At 66.3% G+C, this 20,264-nt stretch carries 14 protein-coding genes and 2 pseudogenes; 13 read left to right on the top strand and 3 right to left on the bottom strand.

What is annotated here, in order from left to right; all coding sequences use genetic code 11:
- Positions 1-43 precede the first annotated feature (43 nt).
- From KUM44_RS35805 to desII, 6 genes and pseudogenes are all read left to right on the top strand, one after another.
- On the top strand, positions 44-1,045 hold the full coding sequence (locus KUM44_RS35805; RefSeq protein WP_217213920.1) for a Gfo/Idh/MocA family protein: 1,002 nt from the start codon (positions 44-46) through the stop codon (positions 1,043-1,045).
- A gap of 657 nt (positions 1,046-1,702) precedes the next feature.
- Positions 1,703-1,786 (top strand): annotated as a pseudogene (locus KUM44_RS35800) (IS5/IS1182 family transposase); the annotation flags it as partial.
- A 54-nt stretch (positions 1,787-1,840) separates the two neighbouring features.
- The gene (locus KUM44_RS35795) at positions 1,841-2,734 is read left to right on the top strand and encodes a TylF/MycF/NovP-related O-methyltransferase (RefSeq protein WP_254390618.1); all 894 of its coding nucleotides are present in this window, start codon (positions 1,841-1,843) and stop codon (positions 2,732-2,734) included.
- An 8-nt stretch (positions 2,735-2,742) separates the two neighbouring features.
- Positions 2,743-4,464 carry a condensation domain-containing protein gene (locus tag KUM44_RS35790; protein WP_217213919.1) on the top strand — a complete coding sequence of 574 codons (1,722 nt, stop codon included), beginning with the start codon at positions 2,743-2,745 and terminating at the stop codon, positions 4,462-4,464.
- Between the two features lie 574 nt (positions 4,465-5,038).
- Complete coding sequence (locus KUM44_RS35785; RefSeq protein ID WP_217213918.1) at positions 5,039-6,010, top strand: glycosyltransferase family 2 protein; 972 nt, start codon at positions 5,039-5,041, stop codon at positions 6,008-6,010.
- Between the two features lie 527 nt (positions 6,011-6,537).
- A complete protein-coding gene (gene desII / locus KUM44_RS35780; RefSeq protein ID WP_217213917.1) occupies positions 6,538-7,995 on the top strand; it encodes a dTDP-4-amino-4,6-dideoxy-D-glucose ammonia-lyase in 1,458 nt (485 codons plus the stop codon).
- Between the two features lie 32 nt (positions 7,996-8,027).
- Here desII and KUM44_RS35775 read toward each other — a convergent pair whose 3' ends face one another.
- On the bottom strand, positions 8,028-8,483 hold the full coding sequence (locus KUM44_RS35775; protein ID WP_217213916.1) for a hypothetical protein: 456 nt from the start codon (positions 8,481-8,483) through the stop codon (positions 8,028-8,030).
- Between the two features lie 829 nt (positions 8,484-9,312).
- On the opposite strand from KUM44_RS35775, the gene KUM44_RS35770 reads away from it, so the two are divergent.
- From KUM44_RS35770 to KUM44_RS35745, 6 genes are all read left to right on the top strand, one after another.
- On the top strand, positions 9,313-9,936 hold the full coding sequence (locus tag KUM44_RS35770; protein ID WP_308402803.1) for a DUF1349 domain-containing protein: 624 nt from the start codon (positions 9,313-9,315) through the stop codon (positions 9,934-9,936).
- A gap of 271 nt (positions 9,937-10,207) precedes the next feature.
- On the top strand, positions 10,208-11,410 hold the full coding sequence (locus KUM44_RS35765; protein ID WP_308402802.1) for a glycosyltransferase: 1,203 nt from the start codon (positions 10,208-10,210) through the stop codon (positions 11,408-11,410).
- Positions 11,411-11,415: 5 nt separating this feature from the next.
- Positions 11,416-12,642, top strand: a complete 1,227-nt coding sequence (locus KUM44_RS35760) for an aminotransferase class III-fold pyridoxal phosphate-dependent enzyme (protein WP_308402801.1) — start codon at positions 11,416-11,418, stop codon at positions 12,640-12,642.
- A 25-nt stretch (positions 12,643-12,667) separates the two neighbouring features.
- Positions 12,668-13,702 (top strand): zinc-binding dehydrogenase, encoded by a 1,035-nt coding sequence (locus KUM44_RS35755; RefSeq protein WP_254390590.1) that lies wholly within the window; start codon positions 12,668-12,670, stop codon positions 13,700-13,702.
- Positions 13,699-14,976: an MFS transporter gene (locus KUM44_RS35750; protein WP_217213913.1), complete on the top strand. Its 1,278-nt coding sequence runs from the start codon at positions 13,699-13,701 to the stop codon at positions 14,974-14,976. The genes KUM44_RS35755 and KUM44_RS35750 overlap by 4 nt, the downstream gene beginning before the upstream one ends.
- Positions 14,973-15,644 (top strand): HAD family phosphatase, encoded by a 672-nt coding sequence (locus KUM44_RS35745; RefSeq protein WP_217213912.1) that lies wholly within the window; start codon positions 14,973-14,975, stop codon positions 15,642-15,644. The genes KUM44_RS35750 and KUM44_RS35745 overlap by 4 nt, the downstream gene beginning before the upstream one ends.
- 252 nt (positions 15,645-15,896) lie before the next feature.
- Here the strand turns inward: KUM44_RS35745 and KUM44_RS46235 are convergent, their stop codons facing one another.
- Positions 15,897-16,442: a recombinase family protein gene (locus KUM44_RS46235; RefSeq protein WP_254390589.1), complete on the bottom strand. Its 546-nt coding sequence runs from the start codon at positions 16,440-16,442 to the stop codon at positions 15,897-15,899.
- A 243-nt stretch (positions 16,443-16,685) separates the two neighbouring features.
- Here KUM44_RS46235 and KUM44_RS35735 point away from each other — a divergent pair, with 243 nt between their 5' ends.
- Complete coding sequence (locus KUM44_RS35735) at positions 16,686-19,262, top strand: SpoIIE family protein phosphatase (protein WP_217213911.1); 2,577 nt, start codon at positions 16,686-16,688, stop codon at positions 19,260-19,262.
- Between the two features lie 474 nt (positions 19,263-19,736).
- Here the strand turns inward: KUM44_RS35735 and KUM44_RS46225 are convergent.
- A pseudogene (locus tag KUM44_RS46225) lies at positions 19,737-20,210 on the bottom strand (alpha/beta hydrolase fold domain-containing protein); the annotation flags it as partial.
- Positions 20,211-20,264: the final 54 nt, after the last annotated feature.

Genomic DNA, 20,264 nt, shown 5'->3' with positions numbered 1-20,264 from the left:
CCCTGGCGTCCGCGAAGGGCACTCCGGAGCACAGGAGCGCGCTGTGACGAGCCCGGTCGGACACAACCGGCCCGTGCGCTTCGGAGTGATCGGCTGCGCGGACATCGCCTGGCGGCGCACCCTACCCGCGATGGTCGCGGAGGAGACCGTCGGCCTCGTAGCCGTCGCCAGCAGGCAGTCGGTGAAGGCCGAGCGCTTCGCCGACCGGTTCGGCTGCGTGCCCGTCGAGGGATACGAGGCGCTCCTCGCGCGCGACGACATCGACGCCGTCTACGTCCCGCTGCCGGCGATGCTGCACGCTGACTGGGTCGGTCGGGCCTTGGCGGCGGGCAAGCACGTGTTCGCCGAGAAACCGCTGACCACCGAGGAACACCGGACGCGGCAGTTGGTGGCCCTCGCACGCGCCCGGGGGCTGGTGCTCCTGGAGAACTTCATGTTTCTGCACCACTCGCAGCACGCCGCTGTGGACGAACTCGTGGCCGGCGGCGCGATCGGCGAGATGCGCGGCTTCTCCAGCGCCTTCACGATCCCGCCGAAACCGGCGGACGACATCCGCAACTCCGCCGAGACCGGCGGCGGCGCGCTCGTCGACATCGGCGTTTACCCAATCCGCGCCGCGATGCGCTTCCTCGGCCCCGACCTCGAACTTGGGGGAGCGGTGCTGCGGATCGACCGGGAGCGCGACATCGCCGTCTCCGGCTCGGTTCAGCTCTTCCGCCCGGACGACGGTGTCACCGCCCAGCTGAACTTCGGGATGGAGCACTCCTACCGCACGTCCTACGAACTGTCGGGCAGCCGCGGCCGGCTGTCGCTGGACCGGGTGTTCACCCCGCCGGAGTCCTACCAGCCCGTGCTCCGCCTGGAGCGGCAGGACCACCGCGAGGAGCGGACCCTTCCGGCGGACGACCAGTTCCGCAACGTCGTACGGGACTTCGCCCGGGCCGTGCGGACCGGTGACCGGCTCGACGGGCTCGCGGAGTGCTCACTGCGCAACGCGGCGCTGGTGGAGCAGGTGCGCGACCACGCGCAGCGGGTCTACGTCTAACCTGCGCGTTTCACTTGCGGCGGTGTCCGAGTCCCGCTTTCTGCGTGCACCCCACCCGATCGCGTCCAAAGCTCGTCGTGTCGGCCGACGGTCACGGCGCGAGCGCCTGCACGGATGCCCTACGTCGGCTGCGACCGCGTGGCACCGGGCACGTCCCCGGCAGCATCGCGGTCGATCTCCCGGTCATACTCACCGACGGCGACGGCGACGGCGACGGCGACGGCGACCGCCTGGCGGCCGCCGGCCGGCATCGACTCGGCTGCCGTCGCCCGCCCGCGCTCGGCCAGGGCAGGGATACCCGCAGGCCGCGCGGGCGGACGCGGCCTGCCCGCACTGGCTCAGACCGCCGCAAAGTGCGGCGTTCAAGTGTCAGTTCCAGTCAGTTGAACGGGCGAGTGGGGCTCGACGGGAGGGTCCGGCCGTTGAGTACGGCAGACGACTTCGTGCTCTTCTGACAGCAACTGATCTCTTTCAGCATGGCCACTGATCAGGTGAGGGGAGCGGTGTCCGCAGCACATGAGGCCCCTGTGCCGTTGCGGGAGCCTGCTCGCCGACCGCGCGCCCGGGTCGGCGACAGCCGGGCCGACTACTCCCGCAATCACTGCCGGCACGGGGTGAACGAAGCGAATGTCAGGGCGTCAAGCCGTCAACCGCGGGCCGTCCGCAGCCCGGGCACCGGTCGAACTCGGTGTCGCACGACTGAAGTCGTGGCGGATCTTCCGCAGGGATGAATGTCTGCCACCGATGTTTGCCCGAGATCCGTCACTGAAGTATCGTCCTAATGGAAGTGCACTGTTGCAGCTTTCATATCAGCGATTGGAGCTGGCTCCATTTTTCGGGCCAGACATGGAAACCATTCCCCACATTGCGCGCCTGCCATGGTGGCAGTTGCATGATTTCACTCGGAAGAATACCTTTCCCTCGCTGGGAAGCTGGAAGAAAGACTCGTTGAGCGAAGCTTGTCAAGGGAAACCCAACAGCACACGATCGGCCTGGGGGCAGTTGATGGAAGAGCTTCAGAAATTGCGTGCTTGGCTACTCGATGAGCATTCAGGCACGATATCGGGTGATCGCATCACTGCCATCACTCCCCATGTTCGGCACGTCGTGGAGAGTGGGGTACAAGGAGCCTTCGTAGAGCTTGGTTGCCACCGGGGTGCCATGTCCGTCTGGGTGCGCACGGTACTGGACACCCTTGGTGACACGGCTCGTGAGATCCATGTCTATGATTCCTTCCAAGGCTTGCCGACGCCCGATCCATGCGACTCCGATCATGTTCAAGAAGGCGACCTTGCGGCCTCTCCAGAAGATGTTGTGAGCGCATACAACACCTGGGGCAAAAAGCTGCCGACCATTCATCCCGGATGGTTCGACGAGACGCTCCCTGTCGAGCTTCCTGAGCCCATAGCCTTCGGCTACCTCGACGGGGATTTCTATGGTTCTATAATGACCAGCCTCAAATACTGTGTGCCGCGTATGGCACCCGGCGGAATATTGATCATCGATGATTACGCGGATGTCGCTGCCAATCCCGGGGTGTGGAATGGTCTACCGGGGGTCAAGCAGGCATGTGATGAATATTTCGGCGGAAATTCGCCTGTCGAGCCGATCATCCTCGAAGGCAGTGATCTTCCTTTCGGAATCTATCGCCACCCGTACACCGCAGTGCCTGGCATGACACGACGTTGATGTCGGGTATGGAGAGAGCGAACCGGACGCGCCGTTTCATTTCTTTCCACGGAGACGGCTCCGGAACATACGATCTCACTTGGAGCCAGCAGCAGGTTTGCTTCTGGATGGAGCAGGCGGCGCCGTATTTCTCACAAATGAACCTGGGCGGATTGGCGCACGTCGACGGTGCAACCAGGGTCGACGATGTAGCAGCGGCCCTCAAATTGCTGATCGAGCGACACGAAGCTCTGCGGACCCGGATAATCTTGGATTCTTCCGGTGTCTACCGACAGGCCGTTCACCGCAGTGGAAAGCTGCCGCTGGACATCCGGGAGTGCGCGACGGAGAAAGAGGCCGCGAGCATCCTTGCGGAGATGAGAGCGGTCCCTTTCACCGAGGTTGAGTGGCCTTTGCGTGTCGCTGTTCTTGTGTCGGCAGGGGAGGTTCAGTGGGTGGCGCTGTGCCTTTCCCATATGGCGTCGGACGGCTGGGGTAAGGATGTATTGTGCCGTGAACTGGTCGACCTGGCCTCACCGGCCTCCGACCGGAGAGAATCGGTATTGCGCAGGCCGGTCATACAGCCGCGAGAACAGTCTGATTGGGAACGCGTCAATGGCGAATCGGCCTCGCGGCGGGTAGAGAAATTTTGGGCCTTGCATCTCAAGCGTTTTCCCAACGACAGATTTCCTGTCTCCACAGGAGCGGCAGAGTCACCGCGTTTCCCTGAGATCATGATGGAGTCCCGGGCTGCTGCAAAGGCTATTGAACAGATTTCTCAGAGGGATCGGACGACCCCAAATACCGTGGTCATCGCGGCGCTCTCTATTCTCCTCGGTGCGATCAGTAACACTGATCTGGCAACCTTCCGTCTTTTCTGCGCGAATCGCCGTAGCGAAGCCAGCCGGTTCTCCGCGGGGAATTTCTACCAGGTGGTCCCGATAAGTGTGGAAGTGGGCAACCTGTCCTTCCGCGAGGTGGCCACGAAAACATGGCAGACCACCATGCGAGCTTACCTCCTCGGGCCAGGCCATCCGGACAGACTGTCCGTTCTCGAAGAGTCGATGGTCCACGACCTGGGGGTGGATCCAGACCTTGAGTGCTTCATAAACCTGCACGCCCAAAAGGACTCTTCGGGTGCGGTGCGCGATACCTCGTCGGAAGCACTGAATTCCACCAGGATCCGGAAGAGGGGGGGTGTCGAGGTCTGGGAGTCGGGAAAATTCTACATAGACGTGTGGTCCGTCTCAGAGCAGCTGGTGATATCGCTCTGGGGGGACACCGCCTTCTTTCCTTCGAGTGTTCTGTCCAATCTCCTCTCATGTCTCGAGCGTCTCTTTCTGAGCGTCGCCGCCGATGACGGACCGGGAGCAGACGGAGTACTACAGGAAGTCAGGAATCTCATCGATGCCCGCATGCAGGACGGGTTGGAGTATGTAGACGGATGCTGGGTCGACCTTTCGGAAGTGCGGCAGATGCTGGTCGACTGTCTTTCACCATGTGACGTCGAAGTGGTGCTGGAGGGTGCGGAGGGCGCAGCACAGCGGAGGATCACGGCATTCCTGGTGCTGGGCGGCAGGAGTCTGACGGTCAAGGAAGTCCATCGGCTCGTACTTGACGGAATCAGAGGCCGTAGATTCGTCATGACTCCACACAGGTATGTGATCTGCGACCGTGTTCCAGATCTCCCCCGGTCGGCCGAGGCATGGACTCGCCAGCCCGTTGTGTCTCAAGGGGCGGGGCGACGGTGAATGTCATGGCTGTGCGTGACCGCTGTCGGGTCGGGGCCCCGCCGCGCGGGCGTGCCCGGCCTGCGGAACCTTCGCCACGGAGCGCAAGGGCCGACGTATCACCGCCCCGCGTCAACTCCCGTACGGGGGAGGGCAGATGCGGCTGCGCCGGCACAAGTGGCGCTGGTACCGCACCGAGCCGGCCTGCGCGCGCACCTCGTTCACCGAGGCCGCCGCCCAGATTCCCGCCGGGGCGAGGCTGACCGCGGACCTGCGCGTCAAGCTGGGCCGGGCGGAACCGACGGCGGACGCACCGTCGTGCAGGCCGGCCGTGACCTGGGCACCACCTGGCCCTGCGAGCCCTAGGAGACGTCGGCGGTCGGCATCGAGGAGACCGGCGCGGAAAACCGGTGTGGGGCCAGGTCCCGGACAGCGGTAAGTGGGCGCTGGCCGCCGACGCCTGGCACACAGGCTCACCTGGAAGCGCTACGGGCGCCGAGAACGCGGACCAGTGGTGGGACGGCTTCGAAGCCTAGGTGACCACGCCGCCGGTCACGCTGCCCGACCACCGGAAGAGACCCACTAAAGGAGCGGTATGCCTCCCAAGCTCTCCGTGATCATTCCACTCTACAACTCGTATCCATATTTGGTGGAATGCCTCGAATCCGTCGCTGCGCAGGAATTCGGTGACATGGAAGTCATCTTGGTGGATGACGGATCCACCGATAACAGCCCTGAAATTGCTGACGAGTTCGCCCGTCGGGATGCGCGATTTCGGCTCCTTCGGCAGCCGACGAACAGGGGGCCCTCCTCTGCTCGGAACGTGGGATTGGCTCACAGTGACCCTCGTAGTAGTTACATAGCTTTCGCCGATGCCGATGATCTGCTCCCCAGTGACGCTTACTCCGTCCTAGTGGCGTCCCTGGAAGAGAGTGGCTCGGATTTCTCCACGGGAAATGCCTTCCGTTTCAACTCGTCAGGTTCCTTCCAGTTCGAGAAGTATGCGCCTATCTTTCGGAAATCTCGGACACGGACCCACATCTCCGAGATTCCGGAGCTCGCTGTAGACCGTACGGTGTGGAATAAGGTTTACCGGCGTACCTTCTGGGAAAATAGTAACCTTCTATTCCCTGAGGGCCTGCTGTACCACGACAGCCCTGTAACAATCCCCTTGCACTACATGGCAAAAGCGGTCGACGTCGTCTCGCAAACGGTCTATTACTGGCGAATCAGGGAGGCCGGAGAGCCTTCCATCACGCAGCACCGAACAATCCCGGCCATGCTTGACCGATTCTCTTCGATCGACGTGATCCGGGCTTTCCTGAAAGAATGGAAATCCGACTCGGGAAGTTCGTTTCTGAATGCCTATGACAGAAACGTCCTCGATGAGGAACTCCCATTGTTCTTTGATGAATTGGTCGATGCGAGTGAACAGCATCGCCGCGAGTTCGCCGCTCGGGCGGCGAAATTGCTGAATGATATTGATTCAGCGCTGATTGCAGAGTCCCCTGCGTTGCTCCAGGTCGTGTATGCGGCTATCAAGGATGGCCGCGCGATCTTCCCGTGAGGGGGCCGGGTGGCGGCGTCGCCAGGTGTAGGCCTCGGTGACGGCCAGGGCGATCCGTCCGAAGGGTCTTGGGTGGCTCGGCGGCACCGTCGGCGGGCAGGACCGGTTCGGGGTGGCCGCGTCGGTCCGGACTGGCGATCACGGCGGGTAGGGCGAGGGCGGCCGGCCGCCCGGGACGCCGCGATGTCGGCCAGGTCCCCGATGAGGCCGGACTGACGGGCGGTCAGTGCAGGCCGATCACGGAGGCGGTGCACTACCCGAAGGGCAAGAGGCACTACCTGGACTACCTGGCGGCGTTGGCCAGAGGATGACCGATCGCCGATGCCGTGATCGAGGGGGCGCAGGGCACCTGGTCACCGATCAAATTGATCAGGGTGGTGGGGGCTGGAGGGCGCCGAGGCGGTGCTCGTACTGCGCGTGGTCGCGGCCAACGACGACATGGACGCGTACGGGGTGTTCCATCGCCGACAGGAGTTGGTGAGGACCATCAAGTTGCCGAGCCTGACGCCTAGGATTGGACATGAAGGATGACATCTACAGCCCCCGCCTCAGCCGATCAGGTCGCGAACTGCGCTCGCCCCGGCGCCAACCTGGCGGCAGCGGTCAACGCGGTGCGCCGCGACCTGAGTGCCGGCGGCCACGTCGGACTCGATGAGGCCGAGACGGTCGCCCGCCAACTCGTCCGGCTGGCCCAGCATTACGGGAACCACCCCTTCAGTCCTCTTGAGGACGTACGCCGGTTGCTGGACGTCAACCGGGCTTCCTTCAGCCGACTCCTCGACCTCTTCGGCCTCGTCCCGGAGCTGCGTCACGCTGTGGAGACCGGGCCGGCCGGCAAGTACTGGCAGAACACCCTGCTACCTCTGGAACAGCGGGGAGTCTTCGACTCGGTCCTGGCCCGCAAGCCGGTCTTCCCTTACAGCGTGGGCCTGTACCCGGGGCCGAGCTGCATGTTCCGTTGCCACTTCTGCGTCCGTGTCACCGGCGCTCGCTACGATTCGTCGGAGCTGGAGTCCGGCAACAAGATGTTCGAGTCCGTCATCGACGAGATACCGGCCGACAACCCGTATGCCATGTACTTCTCCGGGGGCCTGGAGCCTCTGACGAACCCGGGGTTGGGCGCGCTCAGCAGTCGTGCGGCGGTCCGAGGCCTGCGTCCGACCATGTACACCAACTCGTTCGCACTCACCGAGCGGACACTGGCCACGCAATCCGGGGTGTGGGATCTGTACGCGGTGCGCACATCGCTGTACGGGCTCAATGACGAGGAGTACGAGGAGACCACGGGCAAGCGCGCCTCCTTCAGAAGGGTCCGCGCCAATCTGCTCCGTTTCCAGCAGCTACGGTCCGAGCGGGAGAATCCGATACGGGTCGGATTCAGCTACATCGTGCTGCCCGGGCGCGTCCACCGCCTGCTCGACCTTGCGGACTTCATCGCCGAACTGAACGAGGCGGCGCCAGACCGACCGGTGGACTTCCTGAACGTACGCGAAGACTACAGCGGGCGGGCAGACGGTAGGTTGTCCGAGGCCGAACGCACTGAGCTCCAGGAAGGGCTGTTCGCCTTCGAGGAGCGGGTAAGCCGGCGGGCCCCCACGCTGAACGTCGACTACGGCTACGCGCTGCACAGCCTGAAGACCGGCGCAGACGCCGAACTGCTGAGGATCAGGCCCCGGACAATGCGCCCGTCCGTGCATCCCCAGGTGTCGGTCCAGGTCGACCTGCTGGGTGACGTCTACCTGTACCGAGAGGCGGGGTTCCCGAGTCTCAACGGAGCGGACCGCTACATCGCAGGCCGGGTGGGACCGGGCACCTCCCTGGCGGAGGTCGTCGAGCGGTTCGTGAACGACGACCTCCGGATATCGCCGCACGCCGGTGACGAGTTCTTCATGGACGGGTTCGACCAAGTGGTCACGGCACGACTCAACCAGCTTGAGGCGGATGTCGCCGCAGGCTGGGAGGACGTACGGGGGTTCCTGCGGTGACGTTACTGCGGCGGCCCGCACCTACCCCGGGTTCAGCCGAAGTGGTCCAGGCCCGGCCGCTGCTGCCGGTGCCGGCCTGGCTCCAGGGCAGAGGCGGGCAGCCCGAGATCCCGTGCGATGTCCCGTGCGGGCATGGACTGGGCGGGAGTTCGCGGCCAAGAGCCGGCAGACCTGGCCCCAACGGCCGGAGAGGCCCGGCTCGGGTCCTGCGTGCTGGGCAGGACTGTCGGGTGCCGGGCGATCTCAACGGCGGTGACAGAGGTGCTGTCGCGCGGACGGCCGTCGCGGTTCCAGAGGGTGTAACGGGAGCTTCCGTACTTCACGATGCGGGCGGACCGTCCCATCCGGCGCCCGGGCGGCAGGGCGTGCAGATCGCGGGCGCCGATGTGTTCCACCAGGTCGGAGCGGCTGACCACGGTGTCACGGGCGGCTTCCAGGGCGACGGTGAAGCCGGCCCGGTCGGGATCGCAGCCGGGCAGTGTCTCCACCGCGGTCACCATGACCGAGCGCAGGGCCCGGGAGAGGGCGAGCAGTCCCCCATATCTCCTGGTTGAGGCCCACCAGGTCCTTCGAACGGCGAACGCGCCCATTGAGCTGGGTGTGACGGAGCGCCAGGTAGGTGATCTCGATCTGTCGGGTAGGTGCGGCGCATCGCAACTGGTATGCGACGTGATCGTCGGAAGTCTCCGTCCGGGGTGACGGTGAGTGCATTGCTGCGCACCGCCATCCGGGTCGCCCGCAGCCACTGAGGTCTTTCAGCGCGGCGACCGGTCAGGCCGCTCGCCCCGGGCGGCCCTCGGCCTGACGGACCCATTGCCGCAAGGCTTCCCTGTGTGTTCTCCCATCTACCGAGGCGATCATGCCTGGCTTCAGGGCCGCCACACAATCCGGGTCAGCTCAGTCGAGTGGTGTCTTACGTTTCCGGGAGGCGAGAACCAGTCAATCTCGAACGACTCAAGATAGCCCGCCAAAACAGGACTTACCGGTCGCACCGCTCCGGCATTGCGAGAGAAAACGCTTTCCAGTCCGGACCGTTTGTCCAAATTTGGCGATACTTATCCACGGCGGCTTGATCGCTTCAAATAGTCGACCGCATCCTCGCCATTTGACATATATGTCCGTGTTCGACATGTTTATGCCTCTACACAGCGCCCTCGCAACGGGTAATCATTTCAACGCCCTGCGGAGCAAGGGCCGCATCACGTCCGGCGCCGAGGGCATCTGCTCTCATTCCAGACGGCGGCGAATGGACAGCCAACAGCGGCCCCACGAGGCTCTTGGTTCGCAGGGGTACGCAACGCCAGCACAAGGGGATTCGTGAACCATTCATTGACTGTGCCCGGTCTTCCCTTCGATATCGCGCCGGAAGGGCCGGACGTCGGCACCACATGGCGTGTCGAGAATGAGACTCTCGTCATTACGGCAGGTCCGCGAACAGACCTGTTCCTCGATCCGTCGCGCGAGGATCCCGCCACGGGCGCTGACCTTCTGCGGCTCGTTGGGGACGTCAGCGGCGACTTCCAGTTGACGGCCCGCGTCGAGGTGGACTTCAAGGACACCTTCGATGCCGGTGTTCTGTTCATTCGCGCGGCCGAGCAGACCTGGGCGAAACTGTGTTTCGAGTACACTCCGCAGGGTCGGCCCAGCGTCGTATCAGTGGTCACGCGAGGGGACTCGGACGACGCCAATGCTGACGAGGTGAGTGGAAACCGCACCTGGCTGCGTATCTCCCGGATGGGGCGGGCCTTCGCCCTTCATGCCTCCCATGACGGCGAATGGTGGCGGCTGATCCGACACTTCTCCTTCGGCGCGCTGCCCGACTCGACCGATCTGAAGGTCGGATTCCTCGCCCAGTCGCCGTTCGGTGCGGGATGCACCGCCGTCTTCGACAACATCAGTTTCCGCCCGGAGACCCTCACCCAGCTTCGCGACGGCAGCTGACTGGCCGGTCGCCGACAAGTCCGGTAGCTGAACGCGGCGCCGTCGTGTGCCGCCCGGTTCACTCGGCCGTACGCCGGCCGGCCGACTCCTTGAGTTTCCGCCTGGCCGCATCCTTCTTCCTCTGGTTTCGCCGACTCCAGTTTTCTTCCGTACTTCGCATCGGCGTCGCCGTGCGTCCCTTCTGACGGGGCACGCGGCAATTCGGTACGGGAGCATTCCAAGAATGCTCGATCCGATATCCGCACCGCACTCGAAATAGCGTTGCCGGGGCGTGGTTCATGCTGCGCCCGGAACCGCGCTGTGCGAAAAAATAGGGGTTTTCGTGCGTAGCAGTGTCATTGTGCCCATATTTCAGACACAGAGCGTGCTGTCGCTCTTCCTGCAGTCGCTGAGGCTGACCGTCGAGCCGGACACACAGCTGATCCTGGTCAACGACGGTTCCGGGACCGAGGTGAGCGAGCTAATCGAGGAGTTCGCCCGGAAGATCAAGGCGGAGCGGGCCGCCGACGTCACCGTGACGACCGTGCACAACCAGAAGCCCCATGGCTGCGGTCAAGCCCTCAACCAGGGCCTGGCCGTCGCCGACGGGGAACACGTCTTCTTCGTCGACTCCGATCTGATCCTCGAGTCCGGCTGGCAGTCCGGGATGCTGCGGACCCTGAGCGACCACCCGGACGCCGGGATGACCGCCGGAGTCCTGCTGTACCCGCAGACGGGTGGTGTCCAGCACTGCGGCATCTCGTTCAGCGAGACGCTCGGCAGGCACCTGTACCTGAACGCGAGGACATCGGACCTGCCCGATTCCCCGTACACAGTGCAACTCGCCGCCTTCGCGCTGTTCGCGATGACCAGGGAGGTCAGGGAGGCAGTCGGTCTGCTGGACGAGCGGTACTTCAACGGGTACGAGGACTTCGACTACCAGATGCGGGCCAGGATGCTCGGCTACCGCACGGTCATCGACCCCAGGGTCACGTCATACCACTGGGAACGGCGCAACGGCGTGCACCGGGCGGGCAACCGGAAGACCAATCTCGCGCGGTTCTGGAAGTCCTGGGGCGCCCACATCGAAAACGACATCACGCCCCGGTTGCTCGAGGGATTGCGTGGCCGCGCCGCCGACGTCAGCCACTACCTGCCGCTCGACCTGGCGGAGACCCGCACCGAGGCAGCGGACTTCTGGCAGGCGCTGTGCGACGGGTCGACGATCGACCGGCACAACGTGCTCGACTACTCGACCACGGTGGACGGCGAGCAGTCCATCCTGCTGCCCCAGATCCTGCCGGCCCAACTGCTCACCGAGCCCCGGCCCTTGTTGATCCTGGTCGAGAACTTCGTCCGTCTGCTGGACAACCGGATGTGGCTGGCGCAGCGCCTGGAGACGCAGTCGGACGACATCGTCGTCGACCTGCACGGCAACACCATGGGACTCGCGGACCTGAACGCGAGCTGCTGGCCCGGGGTCAAGGTCCGGTGACGCACGTGCGAATTGACGCCACACCTGAAGTACCGAGCCTCACTTGGCTCGCCGAGGTCAGCGAGGTCATCCCGGCGGGATGCAGCACTCTGGCCAAGACGCCGCAGCGACTGCTGCCAGGCCGCGGTGCGATCGCCGCGGCGCGAGCCAAGGACGCTGAGTTCACCGATGTCGACGGCCGTACCTGGCTGGACTGCGAAATGGCCATGGGGACGGCGACCTGGGGTCATGCCCGGCCCGAGGTCGAGGAAGCCGTCGTTGCGCAGCTGAAGCGTGGTACGTCCTTCTCGGTCGCCGACCCCCTCGAACTGGAACTGGCGCAGCGGCTCCTGTCCCGGTTCGGGGTCTACGAGTCCGTGAAGTTCGCCAAAAGCGGCGCCGATGCGGTGAGCGGAGCAGTGCGCATCGCCCGTGCGGCCACCGGACGCGACCTCGTCGTGGCGACCGAGTACCACGGGTGGCACGACTGGGCCGCACCGTCGCACTATTCGGCGCATCACACGGAGCTCGGCATCCCGCACGCGGTGGCGGCTCTGACGCTGACCTGCCCGCCGGGCGATCCGGAGCGGCTCGTCGACCTGCTGCGCAAGCACCCGGGGACGATCGCGGCGGTGGTGCTGTGCCCGAACCGCTGGTCGGCCGACCACCTCCGCGCAGTCGTGGCGGAGGCCCGCTCGCACGGCGCGGTGGTGGTCTTCGACGAGGTCACCTCAGGCATGCGCATGGGCAGACGGGCCACCTGTGGCGAGGTCGGCGTGTGGCCGGACCTGCTGTGCATCTCCAAAGGCATGGCCAATGGCCTCCCGCTCGCGGCGATGCTGGGCGACCGTCGGCTGGTGATGCGCGGCGAAGGCGTACGAATGAGCAACGCCCACTCCAGCGAGTCACTGGCCTTCGCCGCCGCTCTGGCATGCGAGGAACTGCTGGACACCGCACCGGTGTGGCCTTCGTGGCGCGAGCGGACCCTCACGATGATGACCGCCCTGCGCTCCCGCATCACCGAACTGGGCCTGGCCGGCCGTGTCGAGGTACGGGGCGACTACTCGAGCTTCTCCCTCGGCTCCCCCGGGGCGCGGGACTTCTGGACCGACCCGTTCCGCACCCATGTGCTGGCGACCCTCGCGGACCGGCAGATCTTCACCAAGGGCTACTTCGTCTTCTCGGACCGGCACACGCCGGCCCAGTTGGACAGGGTGGAACGCGCGATCGACGCCGCCCTGACCAGCTTCTGACACCACACTCCAACGGAGGCCAGGAATGCGAGCACTCATTTACGCCGGCAAGGGCCGGATGGACCTCGTCGATGTCGAAGAACCCGTTCTGCGGACGTCGAACGACGTGAAGGTCCGGGTCGAGATGACCGGGATCTGCGGCACGGACCACAAGATCCTCGCGGGCAAACTGGCGGTGGCCGAGGAGGGCACCGTGCTGGGGCACGAGGGCGTCGGCACGGTGGTCGAGGTCGGCGACGCCGTGACGCATCTCGCGGTCGGTGACCGTGTCATCATCAACCCCACCCAGTCGTGTGGCACATGCCGCAACTGCCGGCTGGGAGCGTACTGCTACTGCTTCAACTTCGACGACCACCAGGTGGGCTTCACCCTCGCGGGCACGTTCGCCGAGTACTACGTGGGCAGCGCCCAATACCTCTACCCGATACCGGACGGGATGAGCTGGCAGGTCGCGAGCCTGATCGAGCCGCTGGGCTGCTCACTGAACAGCGTTCTCAAGGCCGGCTTGCAACCGCACGAGTCCGTTCTGGTGATCGGCTCCGGCGCCATCGGCCTGCTGTGCCAGAGCATCACCCGCAGGCTGAGCCGGCTCACCGTCGCCACGGAACCGAACGCGTACCGCCGTGAGTTCGCGGCCGGCGTCGCCAACTACGCACTGCACCCCGACGAACTCACGCCCCAGACCGTCGCGGAGCTCACGGGCGGCAAGAAGTTCGACGTGGTGATCGATGCTGTCGGCAACCAGCTGTCCACCGCGTTGGAGGTCGTCGCCAAGGGCGGCCGGGTGGTGCCGATGGGCTATGACGACACCTACCGGGTCGAGGTCGCGCCCACCACTCTCATCGACGACGGACTGAGCATCATCGCGGCCGTCCCGCTGCACGATGCCATCGGCCCGGCCATCGACTTCGCCTCCGACATGCCGGAGCTGGCGAAGCTGGTGACCACCGAAGTCGAGATGGCCGATTTCCGCGACGCCTTCGAGGCGACCATGGGCGTCGACCTGGCGACCGGGCAGAAGGCCGAGGTCAAGGCCGTCAAGGCCGTGATCCGCTCATGAAGCGCAGAAGTTTCGTGGCGAACCTGCACCGCAACGCCCGGTACTGCATCTACACCGAACCGTTCTGGGCGATCTTCGGCACGGCGGCGCTGTACTACGCGACGCTGTACATGGAGAGCGTCGGCCTGAGCACGGTGGCCATCGGCGCCATCGTCTCGGCCAACCTGTACGTCGCGTTCATGTTCCAGCTCGTGGCGGGCGCGGTGACCGACCGGATGGGCAGGCGCCGGGCCACCTTCTGGTTCGACGTCACCTCCTGGGTCATCCCGATGTTCGTGTGGGCGTTCAGCAACAACTTCTGGATGTTTCTCCTCGGCTATCTGCTCAACGCCTCGTCCAAGATCGTCAACGTGTCGTTCTGGCTGCTCGCGACGGAGGACAGCCCGGAGAGGGACCGACCGCGCATCTTCGCCGCCATCAAGGTGGTGATCATGTTCGCGGGCCTGCTGGTGCCGATCGTCGGGTTCTTCATGGACCGGTACGGAACGGTGCCGACGCTGCGCGTGCTGTTCTTCGTCGGCGGTCTCGCCATGCTGCTCCACAACTGCCTGCGTCACTGGTACACCGTGGAGACGCAGGCGGGCGTCGAGGCCATGGAACGCCATGCCGGTACGCGCATGCTGCGGAGCGTGCTCGACAGCGGGAAGCTGCTGTGGGCGGCCGGGCGGCACACAGCACTGCGCCGCTTGATCTTCATGTACATGTTGAGCTTCGTCGCCTTCCAGCTCAACATCTTCCTGGCCGTATACCTGACGAAGAGGCTGGAGTACAGCGCTGTCGTCGTGGGCACGGTCCCGGCCGTCGGTGCGGTCACCGCGCTGTTCTCGTACGCGGTCGTCATGCCCTGGGCGGCCGGTCGGGTGTCGGAGGGTGCCATGGCTCGGTGGTCGCTCGTGACCAGCTGCGCCGGCTGGCTGCTGTTCCTTGCGCTCGGACCGGGCAATCTCACACTGCTCTTCATCTGCACGGTGCTCACCTCCGCGGGCCCGTTCCTCGTGGAGTCCTACCGCGACGCCATCGTGGTGGGCTGTGTGCACCCGGACGAGCGGGCCACGTTCTTCGCGGCCGTGCAGACCTTCACCGCGGTGGTGTCCATCCCGACCGGGTACCTGGCAGCGGTGATCTTCGAGTCACGACCACTGCTGTTGTTCGGCGCGATCGCCGCACTCTACGCGGTCGCCGCCATCTGCACGTTCGGCAGGCACATGTCCTACCAGGCGGACGTCCGGCTCATTGCGCAGCGGGGCCGACCGGACACGGTGGCCACGTCGTGAGTGGGCAGGACCGGGCGCTGGTGTTCGACTTCGACGGGTTGATCGCCGATACCGAGGTGCTGTGGTTGGCGGTGCTCACGAAGCTCTACAGGGCGTTCTCCCAGGAACTGCCGTACGACCGATACGTCGAAGCCATCGGCGGCACGCTGCACGACTTCGATCCGTTCGGCGACCTCGCCGCCCGGTGCGGCACGATCAGTGCGACGGAACTGGAACAGCGCGGGGAGAGCCTGTTCCGGAACTGGATGGCGTACGAGGCACCGCTGCCCGGCGTTCGGCGGCTGGTGGCGGACGCCAAGCGGCGCGGCCTGCCACTTGCGGTCGCCTCCAGTTCCCGGGCGACCTCGGTGGTGCCCCACCTTCAGCGGTTCGGGCTGCGCGAGGCGTTCGACGTGGTCGTCACCAAGGAGGACGTGACCCGCACCAAGCCGGCCCCCGACCTCTACCTCCTCGCGGCTCGGCGGCTCGGCGTGGAACCGTCGGCCGTCGTGGCCTTCGAGGACTCCAACCGAGGAGTACAGGCGGCCAAGGCTGCCGGTGCGTTCTGTGTGGCAGTACCACACGTACTGTCACGCTCACACGACTTCTCCCTTGCGGACCGCCGCCTCGACTCGTTGGCGCTGTTTGACCTGGAGGACCTGTTGGTATCCACTCCGGACAAGGTTTGAGCGACGTTTGTGGGTGGGAGTCCGCTACCTCGGCAGCGGACTCCCACCCACAAACAGTGGCAACCACTCCGTGAAACGACGGGGGCCATGGCTCCCGAGGGCCCGAACGAGGCGCACGGCAATTGCTGCCACGTGCGGCTCGAGGTAGCCGCGAATACGATCGCAGCCAACACTTGCCGTCATCATGTCGGCGCACGCCCCCTCCTTGTTCAAATGAGAAGACCTCATAACCGGTGAGGATGTGGCCGGAGGCTACTGATGGTTGACGGTGTTGACCCCGAAGTGACTCGAGCCGTTTTCGTGACCCTCTCCCCCAGCGCCACCGTACTCGTTCCGCGCCGGTCGGCCGCTGCGTCTTCCCGATCCTCCTGGGCGACCAGATCGCCGCAGAAAACCAACAAGGCTCCCTTGCCGGTGAGTCGAGGCTTCGAATCCTATGAAGCCTCTATGTCCCGTCAACCCCCATCGCTCCCTCAGGCAGCCAGATGCAGACCAGCTTTGGTCACTGAAAGGCGTCGCACAGAGCGCACCTCCGGATACGTCGTCACTTATCTTGTAGCCAGTGTTCAGGCAGTCCACGACATTGCGACCGAGCCGGTCCACGGCTGCGGCCACCAACCCGCCGTACGGACCCCTCTCATCGCGAAGCCACGGGCCCAGTTTCGGCCGGGTCATCGGGTCGGTGGCGCCCGACACTTCCCAGTCGTCGGCCCAGCCGATGATGTGGCCCCCGACCGACGCGGTGGCGGTCAGCACGCCCTCGCGTTGCCGCTCCGGTGACGACGTGGTGAGTTTCATCCGCGACAGCCGTCGCACGCCGAGCAGGCACTTCCCGCATCCGCCGTAGGGACTTCGATCATGTTCAGGTCCGTACCGCGCAGGACTTCTCGGTTTCGAACACGCAAGGTACGGAGATTTGGCGGCCACTCCCAGGACGATCTTGCTCAGCCCAGGAAGCGCGCACTGATCGCCGCGTCCGCGGCCCGGCACCTGCCCACGGGGAGCTACAGACCGTCCTAAAATGGAACAAATTACCCATCGATGATCGAGGGCAACGTGTCGGCCAACGGTGTGGCATCGAACCTGTACCCGTTCGGCGCCGCGAGTGCCGGCGAAGCGCCCGAGCGCGACGACGCGCTGGTCAGTGCCATCGTCGGTGCCGTGGAGCTGACCGGAGCGCATACCGGAAGCGTGTTTCTGCTCTCCGGCGACCACCGCTCGCTGGTAGTGGCCGCGTCGTGCGGGTCGCCGCCCTCCCTGCTCAGCGGCTGGCGTCGGATCCCGGTGAACAGCGGTCTGCCGGTGGCGGAGGCGTACCGCTCCGGGCGCATGGTCCATCTGGCCGGCGCGGAGGAGACGATGCGGCGCTTCCCGCAGCTCTCGGTCGCCCTGCCCTACCCGTTCGGTTCCGCATCGGTCCCCGTACGGGCGGGCGAGCGGACGTTCGGCACCATGGCCGTGGTATGGACGGCCAGGCCGGACGGGACAGGGCTGTCGAGGGCGCAGCGCCGGAAGCTGCGCTCCGCCGCCGACCGACTGGGCGCCACCCTCGCCGGACTGCGGGCCCGTGGCGCGCTCGGTGTGTACGACGAACGGACGGCTCCCGTAGTAGTCCCGCTGCCATCCGCTCCGGTGATCCGGGTGGGTCTGTTCGACTGGAATCTCGGCACCGGAGCCCTCACGGCCGACGACGAGCTGTGCGCGATCTTCGGAATGCCGCCCGGCGAGTTCGACGGACGGGCAGCCACCCTGGCGGCCATGATCGAGCCCGCGGATCTGCCCGGCTTCCGGTCCGCCGCCCGTGCCGCGGTCCAGGAACGCCAGGTGCTGGCACACTGCCTGCGCATCCGGGACGGCCGCGGAGGCCACCACACCGTCGAGCTGTGGGGCAGGGTGCCCGAGAGCCCTGACGACCTTGAGGCCTCGGCCCATCTGGTCGGCGCCGTACTCGACTCCGGGAGCCGCATGGCCGCCGTGGCGGCGATCGAGCGGCTCGCGGACGGCTTCTTCGCGCTCTCGCCCGACGGACGCGTCGCCTACGCCAACCACAGCATGGAGGATCTGCTGCGGGTCCGCCAGGACGAACTGCTCGGCCAACGCCCCTGGGACGTCCTGCCCTGGCTGGCCGATCCCATGTACGAGGACCGCTACCGGGCCGCCCTGGTCTCCCAGCAACCGGTCTCCTTCCTGGTCCGCCGCCCACCGGCCACATGGCTGGTCTTCTCCCTCCACCCGGGCGCTCAGGGCATGACGGGGTGGGCGGCACCCGTGCGACAGCCCGTACCGGCCGACACCGGACCCGGGGCAACCCTCGCGGAAGGGGGGCCGCCCGTCTCCTGGTCGCCTCCGCCCGCGGCCCCGCGCGTGGGTTCCCTCTACCGGGTGCTCACGCTGGGCAGCGCGCTCACCGAGGCGGTCACCGCGCACGAGGTGTTCGAGGCCGTCGCCGAGCAGCTGCTGCCCGCGTTCGGCGGTCAGAAGCTGGCGATTGCCGTGGTGGAGGAGCGGCGCCTGCGCCTGCTCGACCAGCGCGGCTACTCGAAGCGCTTTCTCGCCCGGTTCGAAGGCACTCCGCTGCATGCCCGGCTGCCCGTGACGGACGCGCTGACCTCCGGGGCCCCGCTGTTCGTCGAGTCCCGTGAGGAGCTTCTCGAGACGTACCCCGGGATCATGGTCAGTCAGTCCAACTCCTGGGCGTTCCTGCCCTTGATCGCCTCGAACCGCCCGGTCGGCGTCTGCCTGCTCGGCTTCAACGACGTCCACCGATTTCCCGACGAGGAGCGCGGCGTCCTCACCGCACTGGGCGGCCTGATCGCCCAAGCCCTGGAACGAGCCAGGCTCTACGACGCGGAATTCGCCCTCGCCCGCGGCCTGCAGAACGCGCTGCTGCCGCACCGGCTGCCCGCACTGCCGGGCCTTGAGGTCACCGGGCGCTATCTTCCGGGCACCCGAGGGATGGACATCGGCGGTGACTGGTACGACGTCATCCCCACCGGCGACGAGGTCGCGCTGATCGTCGGGGACGTCGAGGGGCACAACGTCGCCGCCGCGGCCGCCATGGGCCAGCTGCGAAGCGCGGTGCGGGCCTTCGCCACCGCCGGCCACCGGCCGAGCGACGTCGTCGCCAACACCAACCGGCTCCACATGGACCTCGACCCGGCGCTCCTCGCAAGCTGCTGCTACGCCCGCCTCCGTCCTCGCTCGGGGGTCGTGCGCATCGTCCGTGCCGGCCACCCCCTGCCCTTGCTGCGCCTGCCCGACGGCCGGGCCGAAGTCCTGGATGTGCCCGGCGGCCCGCTGCTCGGCATCGACACAGCGGCGCACTTTCCGGAGTCGGAGCTGCGCCTCGTACCCGGGTCGGTCCTGGCCCTGTACACGGACGGACTGATCGAGAGGCGTGACTCGGACATCGATTCCGACATCGACCGGCTCCGCGCGTCACTGGCCCGCATGGGCGGGGGCCGCCTGGAGGATCTGGCCGACGCGCTGCTGCGGAACGCCCGCCGGTCCGCCGACAGGGCGGACGACATCGCCCTCCTGCTCACCGAGTACGCCCCGCCACCGCAGACGGCGACAAAGCCGGCGTCCGCACACGCCGGCTCCGGCCCGCCGCCGTGAGGCAGCAGGCTCTCCGAACCCGAACCCCGCTGTCCCCTGCCCAGATCTTCCGGTACGCCCCCTGGTGACTCGACGGGTCCCAGGTCCTGGCACTGTCCCTGCCGGCGGCCGTAGTGATGTGGAAGGGGGCCACATATCCGCTGGCCGACGGCCCGAGAAGGCTCGGTTGAACTCGTCGACGGTCTGCCGACGCTGCGGGGACAGCAGCTCGGGCACGGTGGCCGCCTGGTGCTCTGCTCGCTGGACGCCGCCGCAGGCCAGGACGGCCGGGCCGCCGGCCGGGGCCGTGGTGGGGCGGTGTTCCGCCGGCTTCGTCACCGGTGTGGGCGCCATGCTCCTCGGAGATGGCGTCGCCTCACTTGTCGACCCGCGAAACCGCGGCGCTTCGCCCACACCGACCGGGACGGCGACCTTGGCGGGGCAGGCCGTGATGGTGCAGCCGAGCAGTCGTGACTCAGGGGATCGGGCGTCGGAGTGGCAGTTCGCCAGTCCGAAGGCCGAGTTGAACGCCCGGCAGTTGTCCGGCATGTGCGCGTCCATCTGTAGGAAGTCCGTTGGCGGGTAGAACGGCACGGCCGCCTGGATGGCACTGGACGGGCCGAGCGGCCCGACGCCGCCCTCCAGTGCCGGGATGTTCCCGGTGACGGCGGCCACCGCTGTGGTCCAGCCACCCGATGAGTCACCCATGATCGCGACGCGGTGGGGGTCGAGGTGGTACGTCGTCGCGTTCGCATGCAGCCAGCGGATGGCGCCCTTGATGTCGTACAACTGGGCCGGGAACTGCGCTTGTCCGCCGGAGCGGATCGCGACACCGGTGACGGCGTACCCATGCGGGTTGAGCTCGGCGGCGACCTTGTCGGCGCCCGTGCGGCCGCTGTCCGCCAGCCAGCCCGAGCCGCTGGTGAAGATCACCAAGGGAAGCGGACGGTCGGAGCGCGGGACGTACAGGTCGAGCAGGTGGCCCTGGGTGCCGGATGGCTGGGCGGGGGCGCAGGCAAGGTT

Origin of the sequence: Streptomyces sp. AC550_RSS872, assembly GCF_019049285.1 — a bacterium.
In the GTDB taxonomy this organism is placed as follows: Bacteria; Actinomycetota; Actinomycetes; order Streptomycetales; family Streptomycetaceae; genus Streptomyces.
This window is presented reverse-complemented; position numbering and strand designations above follow the sequence as displayed.

Bases quoted from the DNA above. Each gene is read 5' to 3' on its own strand.
- KUM44_RS35735 (WP_217213911.1), top strand. From the start codon at position 16,686: ATGATCGAGGGCAACGTGTCGGCCAACGGTGTGGCATCGAACCTGTAC.
- desII (WP_217213917.1), top strand. From the start codon at position 6,538: ATGACATCTACAGCCCCCGCCTCAGCCGATCAGGTCGCGAACTGCGCT.
- KUM44_RS46235 (WP_254390589.1), bottom strand. From the start codon at position 16,442: ATGAAACTCACCACGTCGTCACCGGAGCGGCAACGCGAGGGCGTGCTG.
- KUM44_RS35755 (WP_254390590.1), top strand. From the start codon at position 12,668: ATGCGAGCACTCATTTACGCCGGCAAGGGCCGGATGGACCTCGTCGAT.
- KUM44_RS35785 (WP_217213918.1), top strand. From the start codon at position 5,039: ATGCCTCCCAAGCTCTCCGTGATCATTCCACTCTACAACTCGTATCCA.
- KUM44_RS35750 (WP_217213913.1), top strand. From the start codon at position 13,699: ATGAAGCGCAGAAGTTTCGTGGCGAACCTGCACCGCAACGCCCGGTAC.
- KUM44_RS35790 (WP_217213919.1), top strand. From the start codon at position 2,743: ATGGAGAGAGCGAACCGGACGCGCCGTTTCATTTCTTTCCACGGAGAC.